This window comes from Novosphingobium chloroacetimidivorans, from assembly GCF_014204535.1.
Lineage (GTDB): Bacteria > Pseudomonadota > Alphaproteobacteria > Sphingomonadales > Sphingomonadaceae > Novosphingobium > Novosphingobium chloroacetimidivorans.
In genome coordinates this window covers 12,317-26,257 of the sequence record NZ_JACHLR010000019.1, presented here as the reverse complement: position 1 = coordinate 26,257, position 13,941 = coordinate 12,317, and the positions used below count along the sequence as shown (strand labels likewise).

The following is a 13,941-nucleotide window of genomic DNA, read 5'->3' as shown; positions in this document are numbered from 1 at the left end:
TTGGCATCAGAATACCACGAAGATCCACACTGGTCCTTCAAATATAGCTTTTGGTGGCTGGCATTTGGCGATCCGCACCGCGGCGCCATAGTTCGTTCAAAATCAGATAGAGCTTTGAGATAATCGAAGTAGATGTCGCAAGATGCCGATAAAGCCCAATCTGCTCAATATCGATCTGAACCTGCTCGTCGCCTTCGACGCCATGATGGTGGAAAACCACGTCTCGAGAGCGGCGGCCCGTATCGGCATCAGCCAGCCGACCATGAGCCGGTCCTTGCAAAGCCTGCGTGAGATATTCGGCGACGTTCTGTTCGAACGTACCAAGGAAGGCATACGCCCCACACCGCGCGCGCGTGATCTCGATCGACTGATCAGGCCGGGGCTGGAAGTCATCGAACGGGCGATCGGTCAGAAAAGCGCGTTCGATCCGGCTTTCGTGAAACGGCGCTTCGTATTCGCGATGACCGACATGGCTTCCTATCTGGTCGTGCCTCCGGTCATGCGGGCGCTGCGTCGACTGGCGCCTTCCATAGATATCGAGGTTCGCAACGCGTCGCCCCAAAAGGCGCTGGAGATGGCCGAAAGCGGAACGGTGGAATTCGCGGTTGGCACCTTCGATTATGTGCCTTCGACCATCAAGACACTGAACCTCCAGCCCTTGCAGGAAATCTGCATCGCGGATGAGGCGAACCCCTTTTTACAGTCGTGCGTGCTTGATCTGGATCTGTTTCTAAGCCTGCCGCATGTCGCGGTTTCGATGGAGGGCCAGCATGGCACCCCCATCGACATCGCTATCGAAACACTGGGGTATCAGCGGCGCATCGCGCTCACCGTGCCGCACTTCCTGGCGGTTCCAAGCGCCGTGGTCGGCACCGACATGCTGGCGGTGGTCGTGGAGTCGCTCCTCGATCGCCTTCCGGAACGTTCGCTGGTGAAACGCTGCAAGCTGCCTTTGCCGTTCGAGCCGGTGATGGGGCGGATCGCGTGGCACCGCCGGTTCGATTTCGACGCGGGCCATCAATGGATGCGTGACCTGATCGAACGCACGATCCACGAAGTGCTTTTCGGCGCGCCCGGCGGATAGAGCTTCATTCATTCTTGAATAACATCCTTATCATTTATTCATTAGAGAGCATTTCCGAGTTTTGTTATTCCCTCTTTCAAGAGCCAGCATCTGTGAGATGCCGGCCTGGAGGGATCTGGGATGGCGGACGACGTCGACGTCGGCAACAAAGCCGATGCGCAATTTTCTGAGCGACTGATAATAGCGCAGCGATCAATTCCGCGAGCGCGGATGATCGATTATGGTCTTCCGGCGCGGGATGCGGATTTTCTGCAATCGCTATCCGTCGATAGCGAAAAAGAGTGGTGGGACGCAGCCGAGGACTTGGGCGAGCGCCATTTGTTCGACGCCGATCGCCAAGCCGCCTCGGGCAACCATGCGATGGCAGTCCTCGAGCGCGAGTACGCTTCGGCTGCCTTCAACATCGGCCAGTTGGCAATCAATTCCGACAACGAGACGAAGCGACGGCTGTATGGCCGGGCTACGGCCTGTCTCGAGGAGAACGCCGGGCGTCCGGGTTGCGACTATCGGCGGATAAACGTGCCTCTGGGAACCGAGGGCAGTCTGTTCGGATGGCATTTCCGGGTGCCCGATGCCTTCGGTCACGTGATCATGTTCGGCGGCCTCAACGGATGGGGCGCCAGCTTTATCCGGCTCGCGCGGGCACTGGGCCGGCAGCGCATCGCGACGGTGCTTGCCGAGGCTCCGGGGCAAGGCGAGACGCGGCTCATTTCCGGCTTGCATTTGTCTCGCGAGACGATCGGGCATGCCTCGCGGCTGATCGAATTCATCGCTGACGATGGCAAGCCTGTCGGCCTCGTGGGGTTCAGCTTCGGGGGGCTCATTGCCGCACATGTCGCTGCCGCCGTGCCGACGATCGCGGCGCTATGCACCAATGGTTCTCCCGTCGCGATTGAGGCACTGAACCACCCCGTCGAGCGAGAGTTGTTCGGCGCGGCCTTCGGTGGCGAGGGCGACGCGCTGCTCGAACGCGTCAAGGATTTCAACTTCGATAGTGACACCGAAATCATCCGCTGTCCGGTCCTGTCGCTGGAGGGCGGCGCTGATCCGCTGGTTGCGGCAGGCACCTGGCGCGGCTTCGTGGGGGACGGACACCCGGCTGCGGACCCCCGGTTTTGGGAGGACGGTCTTCACACGCTCTACAACCACTCCGCCGAACGCGACGCTCTGATTGCATCATGGATGTCCGACTGCTTCCGCCGGAAAATGGAATACTGAGATGCAGAACTTCGATGTCGTCATCGTCGGCTATGGGCCTACCGGCGAAGTCTTGGCTGCGGTACTTGGCAAGGCCGGGCACCGTGTGGCCGTAATTGAACGTTGGCCGAGCTTGTTCGGATTGCCGCGCCTGACCCATATCGACGACGAGGGAGCCCGGATCGTCCAGTCTGTCGGCGATGTCGATCACGCCCTTCGCGATGCCGATCCCATCAACGGCTACACGTTCTACAATGGCGACAACGAAGTGCTCGTGCGCATCGGCTCGTCTTCGATGAGCACTTGCGGGTTCGTCCGCGATATCTCGATCTACCAGCCGGATATCGATGCCGAAATCGACAAGACCGTGCGCAGCTGTCCCAACGTCACCCGCTTCATGGGGTACGAGGCGGTCGGCCTGGAGCAGGACGATGAGGGCGCGACCGTTCAGATCATTCGCCGCGACGAAGCCGGGGATGGTCCGTCCAACCTGGTCTTGCGCGGGCGGTATCTGGTCGGCTGTGATGGCTCGCGCAGTTTTATCCGGGACGCCGTGGGCATTGGTCGCAAGGACTACGGCTTCAACGAAAGCTGGTGCACGATCGACGTCGAAAAGCTGCGCCCGCTGCCGGCAAAGTTCGACGCCACCGTGCAATATTGCGATCCTGCGCGCGGGCACATGCACATGGCGATCGGTACGAGGCGTACCCGCTTCGAACTTGCCTTGCTTCCCGGAGAGGAGCCCGAGCAGTTCCTGACGGGCGAGTTCGCCTGGAAATGGATCGGTGAGCGCTACGGCGTCGGGCCGTCCGACGTGAAGATCATCCGGCACATCGTCTACACCTTCGAAGCGCGGATCGCCGAGAACTGGCGGCACGGACGCGTGTTCCTGGGCGGCGACGCGGCGCACACCATGCCGCCCTACCTAGGGCAAGGCGCTTGCTCCGGGATGCGTGACGGGCTCAACCTGGGCTGGAAACTCGACCTTGTGTTGCGCGGAGAGGCGGACGAGCGATTGCTCGATACGTATGAGGTGGAGCGCAAGCCCCACGTCACGACGATTACTCTCAACGCCATCATGCTGGGCGAAATCGCGAATGAGCACGATCCGGTGAAGGCCCGTGCGCGGGACGAAATGTTGCGCAACACGCCCCCCGAGCAGCCACAAACTCCGGACTTGCTCGATGGCTTGCTGGCAGAGCAGCGTACGCCGCTTGCCGGCAAGCTCTGGCCGCAAGCCGAGGTAACGTATCGCGGGGCTTCGGGCCGCTTCGACACGGTGATCGGGAACGGCTTCGTGCTTATGTCGACCAGCGCGCTGGGCGCGGTTCTGGGGCCGGAGCGATTGCGGCGTCTGGCTGCGATCGGCTGCCATCTGGTCGCGCTGGACGATCCCGAATTCGAAGACCACGACGGTGTCTATGGCGCCTATTTCGAGAAGAACGGGTTGGCGGCTCTCCTCGCTCGCCCGGACTTCTACCTGTTCGGAACGGTAGGCGAGCTGGGCGCAGCGGCACAGCTTGTCGACGACTTGATCGCCGGCCTGGAAGGGCGCGTGCAGGCGCACTCTCAGAATGCGGAAGTGGCCTGACTTCGAGGCGGACCGCTTCGGACGCCCGTGTGGTCGGCGTGAGCGAAGCATCGACGACGATAGCGATAAAGCTGAAATCAAGGATTCCGAGTTGATGGAAGATGTTCTGAAGATCGACAAGCTGTTCAGCGTCGAGGGCAAGGTCGCGGCGATCACCGGAGGCGCTTCGGGCATCGGACTGATTATCGCGAAGGCTCTTGTCGCGAATGGCGCGCGGGTCCGCCTGATCGATCTGAATCCGTCCGCGATTGACGCCGCCGTGGCTCAACTGGGCACACAGGCATCCGGCGTGGTCGCGAACGTGGTCGATCGCGCTTCCCTCGACGAAGCCTTTGCCGCCATCGATGAGGAATGCGGCGGGATCGACATCGTCTTCGCAAACGCCGGAGTCGGCGGAAACCCCGGTTTCGGCGCGGCGCCGGAAGGCCAGAACGCCGCCGGTACGATCGACGGGGGATCGGACGCGGAGTGGAAACAAGTCCTCGATGTGAATGTCATGGGAGTCCGCAATACGCTGGCCTCGGCGGCACGGGCGATGAAGCGGCACGGGCGGGGCGGCAAGATCGTTATCACGTCGTCGTGCGCGGCCCTGATGAACGTGCCTTTCGTGTCGACGGTCTATCACGCGTCAAAGGCGGCGGTTTCGCACATGGGGCGTCAGGTGGCGATCGAGCTCGCGCCCTTCGGCATCCACGTCAACATGATCTCGCCTGCGAATTTCGTGACCGGCATTGGCGATGGCTCGATGCAGGATGGCAACGTCCAGAATATCTTCGCGCGCACATCGTTGCTCGGGCGCATGGCGCGGTTGGACGAGGTCGTCGGCGTCGCGCTTCTGTTTGCATCCGATGCTTCCAGCTATCTGACGGGCCTCGAGATTCCGGTCGATGGCGGGTCGCTGATCGCAGGCCGGCAGGGATGATGGACGCGATGGACCGTGGGGGCGCGAGACGGCTTAGCCGGGCCGCCACGGTGGACGACTATCGCCAGCTCGCACGCAAGCGGCTGCCGTCGTTCCTTTTCCATTATGTCGATGGCGCCGCTGGCGACGAACGGACGGCGCGGGCCAACCTCTCCGACCTCGCTAATGTCGAACTGCGGCAGCGCACGATGATCAACGTCGGTTCGGTTTCGACCGAGACGACCGTTCTGGGGCAGGCCATGAAAATGCCGGTGGGCCTTGGGCCGGTCGGCCTGGCCGGGTTGATGGCCCGTCGCGGCGAAGTGCAGGCTTTCGCGGCGGCGCGAGAGGCCGGGATCCCCTTCTGTCTCTCGACACTGGGCGTCTGCTCGCTGGAGGAAGTGTCCGAGGCTGCCGGAGAGGCGCCCTGGTTTCAGCTTTATCATTTCCGCGACAAGCATGTGATGGCCGAGCTGCTCTCGCGCACCAGGGAAGCGGGTGTGCGGGTGCTGGTTCTGACGGTCGATGTCCCGGTATCGGGCATCCGGCATCGGGACCGGAGGCACGGTCTGACAGGCACGATCTGGGACCATGCGCCGCAAGTCCTGAGCCGACCGCGCTGGTGCTGGGACGTGGCGATGAACGGGCGGCCGCTGGTATTCGGAAGCATCGCCAGGTCGGTGCCGAGCGCAACCAAGCTGGGCGATTTCTGGGGCTGGTTGTCCCGCAACTTCGACCCCACTCTCGATCTCGAGGCAGTCGCTGCGGTTTGCGAAAGCTGGCAGGGGCCGGTGATCGTCAAGGGCATCATGTCTCGTCACGATGCCCGCAAAGCGCTCGATGCGGGGGCCAGCGGCATCGTCGTCTCGAACCATGGCGGCAGGCAGCTTGATGGCGTGTCGTCCAGCATCACCGTGCTGCAGAACATCGTGAGCGAGGTCGACGGGAAAGTGCCCGTCCTGTTCGACGGGGGCATCCGCTCGGGGCTCGATGTGGTTCGCGCGCTGACCGTGGGCGCGGACATGTGCCTGTTGGGCAGGGCCTGGACCTTCGCCCTGGCAGCGGGCGGCAAGGCAGGTCTGTCGCAGTTTCTGACCGATCTTCAGGCGCAAATCGCCAATGCCATGGCGCTCACCGGGGCTGTGCGCGTCGGCGATCTAAAGATCGCACCGCCCTGATGCCAGCAAAACCGATGGCGGTCGGTCGAACCCACCGCCGAAAACTCATAAAAAAGGGAGAGGGATCATGAGAATACAAAATTGGACGTCGATTGGCGCCATCGTTTCGGCACTGTGCGCTTCGTCGGTCGCCATGGCGGCGCAGCCGGCACCAGGTGACGCATCAAGCGAGGCCGTGCCCCAGCAGGCCACGCGATCCGACAATCAGGTCGAGGAAATCGTCGTCACCGCGCAACGCCGTGAGACGAACCTTCAGGACACCCCGATCGCGATCACTGCGCTTTCCAGCGCGGCGCTTGATGCGCGCGGCGTCAAGAACATCGGCAATCTGGAGAACTTCGTCCCCAATCTCCAGATCAACCAGGGACGGCCGGATGGCGGCGGTTCGACGGCTGCCATAACCATCCGCGGCGTCGGACAGAACGACGCGCAGTTCCCCAACGACCCCGGCGTGGGGCTCTATGTCGACGGCGTCTACTCGGCGCGGTCCTATGGCGGACTGATCGGCCTTCTCGACATCGAACGCATCGAAGTCCTACGTGGTCCGCAGGGCACGCTGTTCGGGCGCAACACGATCGGCGGCGCTGTCAATATCGTCACCACTCCGCCTTCGCAGGACTTCGGCGGTCACGTAAGCTTGCTATATGGCTCGTACAACCGGTTCGAGGCCAAGGCTTCGATCAATGCGCCCTTGATCGAGGACAAACTGGCGCTGCGCGTGTCGGCGGGCTTCACGCGTGCGGACGGGCTGGGCGAACAGCTGACGACCGGGCGCTCGCTGAGCAATGAAAACCGCAAGAGCATCCGCCTTGCCTTGCGAGCCACGCCGTCCGATGACGTGACCATAGATCTTGTCGCCGACTACACCCGGCAGCGCCAGAACCCGGCATCGGGGACGATCATCACAACGGTGCCTTCGACCACCGGGCTGATCGAAGGCCTGTTCAACCCCGTCATCGCCGGCATCGAGAACCCGGCCGCGGGCCTTCCCGCCGGTTCCAGGTTCGACAACCGCTTTGTCACCAGAGGGCGGTACGACAATTTCGGCACCGCCCCGCTAGCAGACAACCTCAACGCGGGTGGCGCGGCGCTGACCGTGACTTGGAAGGCGTCGGACGCGCTGACGATCAAGTCGATCACCGCAGGACGTGCCTACAAGGCGCATATCGCGTTGGACCAAGACTACTCGCCCTATTCGATCATCAGCACTGATGATCGCCAGCATCAGGAACAGTACAGCCAGGAGCTTCAGGCGTTCGGAACCGCGATAGATGGCAAGCTGCACTATCTGGCGGGACTTTATTATTTCAAGGAGATCGCCCGCGATTACAACAGGGTCGCGATCGTTCCGAACACCTTGCCGGTGGCCGGGTTCGAGATTGCCCAGATCGGCGATCTTGGCCTGAACGCGACGAACTACGCCGCGTTCGGACAGATCGACTACGATCTGCTCGATAACCTCACGGTCACCGTGGGCGTCCGCCAGAACCACGAAGAAAAGCGCTTCACTCGCCAGTTCACGCACTTGCAGGGCGGAGACGTCTTCATCCCGTATCAGGTCCTGCAGAAAGGCTGGAATTCGTTTACGCCGCGCCTGGGTGTCAATTGGAAAGCCACTCCCGATGTGATGCTTTATGCCAATTACGCAGCGGGCTTCAAAGGCGGCGGCTGGACGCCAAGGCCGACGTCGGCCGCCTCCGGCGTGAAGCCCTTCGAACCCGAAAAGATCAAGACGTTCGAGATTGGCGCCAAGACACAGTGGTTCGACCGGCGCCTGACGTTCAACGTGGCCGGCTTCTACAGCCGCTACAAGAACATACAGTTCCCGGTCGCCTATGGTCTGCCGGACGGCACGCTGGTGATCGAAACGCAGAATGCGGGCGAATCGGAAATCAAGGGCATCGAAGCGGAACTGGTGGCGCGGCCGATCCCGAATTCGAGCATCCAGATCGGCTATGGGTACTTCCACAACAAGTACGTCTCCATCGTACCGGGAGCATCGATCACAGCGTCCGATCGCTTGCCTGACGCGCCCACCCACACGCTCAACCTCGGCGCGGATTATCGCTTCGATCTTGGCCAGGCCGGCAACCTGACCATGCGCGCCGATGCCGCTTATCGCTCACGCGTGTTCAAGGACGCGGTGAACACGCCGCTGATCAGCCAGCCGGGCTTCTGGCTGGTTTCGGGACGCGTAACGTGGACATCGCCAAGCGACACGTTTTCGGTCCAGGTCTACGGCAACAACCTGTTCGACAAGAAGTATCTCGCATCGGGATTCGATGCATCATCCCTTGGCCTTATCGTCGGCTATTATGGGCGCCCGCGCGAATTCGGTGTGCAGGGCACTTACAAGTTCTGACACCCCGGAATGGTGAAGCTGGTTTCCTCGTGTGAAGCCGGCTTCACAAGATAATGTGCCAAACGCCGATCCCAAGAACCAGAAACGAACAGAATGGAGCGGACGATGACCGGCAGCCGGCAATCCTTTGCGATGCTTTATATCCTGGGCGTCATCGCCAACATGTGCGCGAGTTTCCAAGCGCCTCTGGTGCTGCCGCTCGGGCAGAAGTTCGGCGTCGGACCGAACGTGGTGGGCATGATCATGTCGGCCCAGTTCATCGCCTATCTCCTTGGTGGCAGCGCGGTTGGTAAACTGGTCGCGCGCTTTGGCGTGCGGCGCGCTTCGCAAGTCGGCCTGCTCATCATTGCCTTGACCTCGGTGGCGAACTGGGGCGCTCCCTCGCTCGGGGTCTTCGTGCTGAGCAACATCGTGCAGGGTCTCGGGATGCTGATCACGGTCGTGGCTGGCCAGATCGGCGCGGCGGCCATTGCCACGGATGAGAGCCGCTCACGTTTGATCGCGACATGGGCGACGGCGCCGCTGATCGGGCTCGCCTTCGGTCTTTTGCTTGCGTCGCAGTTCGCGGATACCGCCGGTTGGCCCACAGCGTTTCTGGCGCTGGGCGGGCTTGCTGCAGCGCTGCTGCTGCCGAGCGTGGTCCTCCCTGCAAATCCTCTCGCTCCCGCGGTTATGGAGGGAGCCGGCGGTGGTGGCCTCGGGGACGAGATCGGGGCGTTTCGCGTAAGCCTTGCGGTGGGCTTCGCGGTGACCGCGATCAATGGCTCCGTCAGTTCATGGCCGACCTATCTGGCGTTGGTTCATGACACCACACCTGGTCGGATCGGCTCTCTCTCGTCGCTCGCTTTGCTTGCCGGTGTCGTTGGCAGCTTGGCGGTGGGCGCGGCCCTGGGCCGGGGCTGGAGCGCGACCCGTTTGCTGGGCTTCATCGTTCCCACCGCGCTGGCCAGCGCACTGATCGTCTTCGGCGCGATCACCGGGCTGACCATTGCGATTGTCGGGATGGTCTTCTGGCAAGTGGCGGCAGGTGCGATCACCGGCTTGCTGTTCGCCATGTTGCCGACCGTCTTGCGCAATCCCGACAATCTGCCTGCCGCGACCGGACTGCTCTACCAGTTCGCCGCCGTTGGAACGATGCTCGGAGCCCCGATCTATCTGTCCCTGGCCGGTCTACAACACGCGTCGCTCATGCTGACGTTGGTGACCTTCGGTGCGATGATCGCCGTGACCCTTGCCGTTCCGCGAACCCGCGCACGGGTGGCGGCTTTCTCCGTGCAATAGGAAGACGCGTCGCCATCGAGACCGAGAGGCCGCAATAGCTTTTCGTACCCGGCGCGTGAGTGCGGCTCAGCTTGTCTTTTCCGCCCGCTTGCGCTCGACTTCGTCCTTGCTGGCCAGCACGAAGTTCCATTCGACGGTCCAGAAGGGATTGGCCACGCCCGCAGCTTCGGCCTGCGCAAGATCGTCGACATGCTGGAAATCGGCGATCAGCGAAGTCTTGACCCCGAAGACCGCGTCTTCGCCAAGATACCGGCAATCCGGCGTGAAGATATGAGTGACGACCGTGTCGAAGCCGGGGGCGGCGACGATGAAGTGCAGATGGGCAGCCCGGTTCGGATGCCGGCCCAGGGCGGCGAGCATCTTGCCCACGGTGCCGTCGTCCGGGATGGGATAGAAGCGCGGCTTCACTGTGCGAAACCAGTAGCGACCGTCATGATCCGTGGTGAAGACGCCGCGCAGATTGTTCTCAGGCTGAAGGTCGCGCTGCTGCACGTCATAGAAGCCGTCATCGTTGGTCGACCAGACATCGAGGGTCGCACCCGCGACGGGCTTGCCGTCGTTATCGGTCACGCGTCCCCGTACGATCAAGGGTTCGCCCTTGCCGTCGAGGCAGATGTTCGTGCCGTTCTCGAAATGCGGAGCACCGGGCACATAGAATGGGCCCAGCACCGTGTTCTCCGTCGATCCGGCAGGTCGATCATGGTTGAGAGCGTCGACGAGCATCGACACGCCGAGCACGTCGGACAGCAAGATGAATTCCTGTCGCCAGTCCGAACACATCTGACCGGTCCTGGTCAGGAACTCGATCCCCGCCATCCATTCCTCGGACGTGAGGCGGGCTTCCTTGACCGCCGCATGCAGATGCTCGACCAGGATCGTCATGATCTCGCGAAAGCGAGGCGAGATGTCGGCGCCCATGCGTGCGTTGACGACATCGGCGGAACGAGACGCGTCGAAGAAGGCAAGGTCGCGGGTGTCGGGCTCGTCGATGGCGGTCATCATTCACTCTCCATGGCGCGGTACGGGTCGCGCTCTGTTCACAGACTTGCGGGTGGCTCGCCTGCCCATGCCGCAGCGATCAGGGCGCGTATCGCCTCGCGTTCCAGAGGGCGCGGGTTCCAGTATGGATTGGCCAGCGCCAGGTCGGTCGCGCGGTCGATGCCCGCTTCCGGCATCCCCAGATCCCATAGCGCCCGCGGCGCGCCAAGCGTCCCGGCAAGGTCGAACAGGGCGATGGCGGGATCGGGATGACCAAGGGCGTCGGCAAGTGCCGCCATGGCTTCGGGCGCCGCCGATGCGTTGTAACGCAGCGCATGCGGCAGGACGACGGTGTGCGTCTCGGCATGGGGTAGGTCGAAGGTTCCGCCCAGCGTGTGGCAAAGCTTGTGGTGCAATGCCATGCCGACCGCGCCCAGGCATGTGCCACAAAGCCAGGCTCCGTATTGCACATCGGATCGCGCCTCGATGTCGCCCGGGTCGCGGGCGATGGCCGGCAGGCCACGGGCGATCGATCGCACCCCGTCGATGGCCATCATCGACACGATGGGGTTGCGGTCCTTCGCGTAAAGCGCTTCGACCGCATGGGCGATCGCGTTCATGCCGCTGGTGGCCGACAAGCCGACCGGCAAGGTCAGCGTCAGCTCGACATCGTAGATCACGACCTCGGGCAACACCTTGGCGGTCGTCTGGGTCTTCTTAATGCCGTCCTGGGTTTCACCGATGATCGGGGTGACTTCTGAGCCGGCGTACGTGGTCGGGATTACGATCTGCGGCAAGTCTGTCCGCAGCGCGAGGGCTTTGCCAAGGCCGATGGTAGAACCGCCACCGATGGCGATCACGCCGTCGACCCGGCGCTCCGCTACGACGGTGAGCGCCGTATCCGTGACCGAAACCGGTGTGTGCATCGTCGCGCCGGAAAAGATGCCCGCACTCAACGGACCCAGGATATCCGCTACGGCCTCGGCAGATCCCGCTTGCTGCGGCGTCGAGAGCACAAGGGCGCGCTTCATTCCGAGCCTCTGCGCTTCTTCCTGTACGCTCGACAGGGCTCCGGGGCGGAAGACGATACGCGCCGGATTGGCCGTATAGATGAAGTCGCGCATCGAACGTCTTTCCCTCAAAACTCTGGCCCTTGCGTTAGGCCATCACGACCGGAATGCCAGTGCGTTCCCGCACCGTTTCAGGCGTGACTCCAGCGGCGAGGTCTATCGCGATCAGTTGCTCGTTTTCCTGATCGAGGTCGAAGCGCCCCAGTTCGGTGACGATCGCATCGACCACACCGGCTCCGGTCAGCGGAAGGCTGCAACGCGCCACGATCTTGGGGCTGCCCGCCTTGTCGGTGTGGGTCATCACGACGACGACGCGGCGCACGCCCGCGACCAGATCCATGGCGCCGCCCATGCCCTTGATCATCTTTCCCGGTACCGTCCAGTTAGCCAGATCGCCGTTTCCGGCGACTTCCATCGCGCCCAGGATCGCCAAGTCGATATGGCCGCCCCGGATCATCGCGAAGCTGTCCGCCGAACTGAAGAAGCTCGATGTCGGCAGGGCGGTGACGGTCTGCTTGCCGGCATTGATCAGGTCGGGGTCGACCTCGTCGTCGAACGGGAAGGGGCCGATGCCCAGCATGCCGTTCTCGGATTGCAGGACGACCTCGATGCCATCGGGAACGTAGTTGGCGACCAGCGTCGGGATGCCGATCCCCAGATTGACGTAGTAGCCGTCTCGAAGCTCCTGAGCGGCTTGTGCGGCGATTTCCTCGCGGGTCCAGACCATCAGCCTTGCGCCTCCCCACGCACTCGTGTCGTGCGGAACTCGATGCGCTTCTCGTACGCAGAGCCCTGGATGACCCGGTCGACATAGATACCGGGCGTGTGCACATGATCGGGATCGAGTGCGCCCGCCGGGACGATCTCCTCGACTTCGGCGATCGTGATCCTGCCGGCCGTCGCCATGTTCGGGTTGAAATTGCGTGCCGTGCGTCGGTAGACGAGGTTACCTTCCGGATCCGCTTTCCATGCCTTGACGATGGACAGGTCCGCGCGAAGCCAGGTCTCCCGGACGTAGGATTCGCCGTCGAACTGCTCCACCGGCTTGCCTTCCGCCACCACCGTGCCGACACCGGTCTTCGTGTAGAACGCCGGGATCCCGGCACCGCCCGCGCGGATGCGTTCGGCAAGCGTACCTTGGGGATTGAGCTCAAGTTCCAGCTTGCCGGCGAGATACAGGTCAGCAAACAGCTTGTTCTCGCCGATATAGGATGAGATCATCTTCCGGATCTGACCGTTGTTCAGCAGCGTCCACAGACCGAAACCGTCCGCCCCGCAGTTATTCGAGATCACCGTCAGGTCTTTGACGCCGATGGCGAGCAGCCCCGCGATCAGTTTCTCGGGATTTCCGGACAAGCCGAACCCGCCGGACATGATCGTCATTCCATCGAACACGACATCGGCCAGTGCGCTTTGCGTATCCGAATGAACCTTGTGCTTGGGCATGAAAACTCATATTGTCCGATTATCGGTCATATTGACCGGATAAGTTTTAGGCGCGTAGAGACGGGAGTCAAGATGTCGGCTGAAAGCAAAACCCCTGATCCCGATTTCATGCTGTCGCTCGCGCGCGGGCTGGGGGTTCTTCGTGCGTTCGAAGGACGGGGCACGCTGACGGTCGGCGAAGCGGCGAGGATCAGCAATGTCAGCCGGCCCAGCGCAGGGCGATGCCTCTACACGCTAGCTCGCCTGGGCTACGTCATCGAAAAGGAAGGTCGCTATGCTCTGACCCCCGGATTATTGCCGCTCGCCTGTGGCTATCTGACGTCCACTCCGCTTGCCAGCGCGAGCCAGGCCATCGTGAACGCCCTGCGCGATCGACTGCACGAGACGGTGTCCGTGGGAACGCTGGACCCGGCGGACATGGGACGCATCATCTACATCGCCCGTGCCGAGCGGCACCAGATCATCGCCGCGCCGCTCATGGTGGGAAGTACCTTGCCCAGCCACTGCACGTCGATGGGCCGCGTCTTGCTGGCGCAAACCGACCCGGACCAACTCGATGGGTGGTTGTCCGGCACCCAGCTTGAGGCCCGCACCGCTCGCACCATCATCGATCATGATGCCCTTCGCACGGAATTGGCGCTGGTGTTGCAGCAGCGGTGGAGCCTCGTCGAAGAGGAACTCGAACCGCAGTTGCGTTCGCTCGCGGTTCCGGTGCGCAACGGCGACGGCGCCGTGGTCGCGGCGCTCAACGTGGCGACGTTTTCCGATGCGCACGATCGCCAGGAACTCATCGACACCTACCTGCCCGAACTGCGCGCTGCGGCGCGGCAGTTGGAGCGCGCCATTTGAACCA

12 protein-coding genes are annotated in these 13,941 nt (G+C 62.7%); 8 read left to right on the top strand and 4 right to left on the bottom strand.

Going from position 1 to position 13,941, the window contains the following annotated elements; genetic code table 11:
* The first annotated feature begins 142 nt into the window (after positions 1-142).
* The 7 genes from HNO88_RS17860 to HNO88_RS17830 all read left to right on the top strand — a co-directional run bounded on the left by HNO88_RS17860 (position 143) and on the right by HNO88_RS17830 (position 9,594).
* A complete protein-coding gene (locus HNO88_RS17860) occupies positions 143-1,084 on the top strand; it encodes a LysR family transcriptional regulator (protein ID WP_184248833.1) in 942 nt (313 codons plus the stop codon).
* A 120-nt stretch (positions 1,085-1,204) separates the two neighbouring features.
* A complete protein-coding gene (locus HNO88_RS17855; protein WP_184248830.1) occupies positions 1,205-2,302 on the top strand; it encodes an alpha/beta hydrolase in 1,098 nt (365 codons plus the stop codon).
* A gap of 1 nt (position 2,303) precedes the next feature.
* Positions 2,304-3,872: a bifunctional 3-(3-hydroxy-phenyl)propionate/3-hydroxycinnamic acid hydroxylase MhpA gene (gene mhpA, locus HNO88_RS17850; RefSeq protein ID WP_184248827.1), complete on the top strand. Its 1,569-nt coding sequence runs from the start codon at positions 2,304-2,306 to the stop codon at positions 3,870-3,872.
* 94 nt (positions 3,873-3,966) lie between these two features.
* Positions 3,967-4,794 carry an SDR family NAD(P)-dependent oxidoreductase gene (locus HNO88_RS17845; RefSeq protein WP_184248824.1) on the top strand — a complete coding sequence of 276 codons (828 nt, stop codon included), beginning with the start codon at positions 3,967-3,969 and terminating at the stop codon, positions 4,792-4,794.
* A gap of 8 nt (positions 4,795-4,802) precedes the next feature.
* The gene (locus tag HNO88_RS17840) at positions 4,803-5,951 is read left to right on the top strand and encodes an L-lactate dehydrogenase (RefSeq protein ID WP_184248821.1); all 1,149 of its coding nucleotides are present in this window, start codon (positions 4,803-4,805) and stop codon (positions 5,949-5,951) included.
* Between the two features lie 67 nt (positions 5,952-6,018).
* Positions 6,019-8,313 carry a TonB-dependent receptor gene (locus tag HNO88_RS17835; RefSeq protein ID WP_184248818.1) on the top strand — a complete coding sequence of 765 codons (2,295 nt, stop codon included), beginning with the start codon at positions 6,019-6,021 and terminating at the stop codon, positions 8,311-8,313.
* 105 nt (positions 8,314-8,418) lie between these two features.
* A complete protein-coding gene (locus HNO88_RS17830; RefSeq protein ID WP_184248815.1) occupies positions 8,419-9,594 on the top strand; it encodes an MFS transporter in 1,176 nt (391 codons plus the stop codon).
* A 66-nt stretch (positions 9,595-9,660) separates the two neighbouring features.
* On the opposite strand, the gene HNO88_RS17825 is transcribed toward HNO88_RS17830, so the two are convergent.
* From HNO88_RS17825 to HNO88_RS17810, 4 genes are read right to left on the bottom strand one after another with little or no spacing between them, the layout of a single operon-like run.
* Positions 9,661-10,593, bottom strand: a complete 933-nt coding sequence (locus tag HNO88_RS17825) for an intradiol ring-cleavage dioxygenase (RefSeq protein ID WP_184248812.1) — start codon at positions 10,591-10,593, stop codon at positions 9,661-9,663.
* Between the two features lie 38 nt (positions 10,594-10,631).
* Positions 10,632-11,696 carry a maleylacetate reductase gene (locus HNO88_RS17820; protein ID WP_184248809.1) on the bottom strand — a complete coding sequence of 355 codons (1,065 nt, stop codon included), beginning with the start codon at positions 11,694-11,696 and terminating at the stop codon, positions 10,632-10,634.
* Positions 11,697-11,730: 34 nt separating this feature from the next.
* Positions 11,731-12,369, bottom strand: a complete 639-nt coding sequence (locus HNO88_RS17815) for a 3-oxoacid CoA-transferase subunit B (protein WP_184248807.1) — start codon at positions 12,367-12,369, stop codon at positions 11,731-11,733.
* Positions 12,369-13,088 carry a CoA transferase subunit A gene (locus tag HNO88_RS17810; protein WP_184248804.1) on the bottom strand — a complete coding sequence of 240 codons (720 nt, stop codon included), beginning with the start codon at positions 13,086-13,088 and terminating at the stop codon, positions 12,369-12,371. Before HNO88_RS17810 ends, HNO88_RS17815 begins: the two co-directional genes overlap by 1 nt.
* 72 nt (positions 13,089-13,160) lie before the next feature.
* Between HNO88_RS17810 and HNO88_RS17805 the strand changes: the two genes are divergently transcribed.
* Positions 13,161-13,937, top strand: coding sequence for an IclR family transcriptional regulator domain-containing protein (locus HNO88_RS17805; protein ID WP_184248801.1), 777 nt, complete (start codon positions 13,161-13,163; stop codon positions 13,935-13,937).
* The last annotated feature ends 4 nt before the right edge of the window (positions 13,938-13,941 follow it).

Excerpts from the sequence above, each read along its gene's own strand:
- mhpA (WP_184248827.1), top strand. The coding sequence starts at position 2,304 with ATGCAGAACTTCGATGTCGTCATCGTCGGCTATGGGCCTACCGGCGAA.
- HNO88_RS17825 (WP_184248812.1), bottom strand. The coding sequence starts at position 10,593 with ATGACCGCCATCGACGAGCCCGACACCCGCGACCTTGCCTTCTTCGAC.
- HNO88_RS17845 (WP_184248824.1), top strand. The coding sequence starts at position 3,967 with ATGGAAGATGTTCTGAAGATCGACAAGCTGTTCAGCGTCGAGGGCAAG.
- HNO88_RS17855 (WP_184248830.1), top strand. The coding sequence starts at position 1,205 with ATGGCGGACGACGTCGACGTCGGCAACAAAGCCGATGCGCAATTTTCT.
- HNO88_RS17810 (WP_184248804.1), bottom strand. The coding sequence starts at position 13,088 with ATGCCCAAGCACAAGGTTCATTCGGATACGCAAAGCGCACTGGCCGAT.
- HNO88_RS17815 (WP_184248807.1), bottom strand. The coding sequence starts at position 12,369 with ATGGTCTGGACCCGCGAGGAAATCGCCGCACAAGCCGCTCAGGAGCTT.
- HNO88_RS17840 (WP_184248821.1), top strand. The coding sequence starts at position 4,803 with ATGGACCGTGGGGGCGCGAGACGGCTTAGCCGGGCCGCCACGGTGGAC.
- HNO88_RS17830 (WP_184248815.1), top strand. The coding sequence starts at position 8,419 with ATGACCGGCAGCCGGCAATCCTTTGCGATGCTTTATATCCTGGGCGTC.
- HNO88_RS17835 (WP_184248818.1), top strand. The coding sequence starts at position 6,019 with ATGAGAATACAAAATTGGACGTCGATTGGCGCCATCGTTTCGGCACTG.
- HNO88_RS17820 (WP_184248809.1), bottom strand. The coding sequence starts at position 11,696 with ATGCGCGACTTCATCTATACGGCCAATCCGGCGCGTATCGTCTTCCGC.
- HNO88_RS17805 (WP_184248801.1), top strand. The coding sequence starts at position 13,161 with ATGTCGGCTGAAAGCAAAACCCCTGATCCCGATTTCATGCTGTCGCTC.
- HNO88_RS17860 (WP_184248833.1), top strand. The coding sequence starts at position 143 with ATGCCGATAAAGCCCAATCTGCTCAATATCGATCTGAACCTGCTCGTC.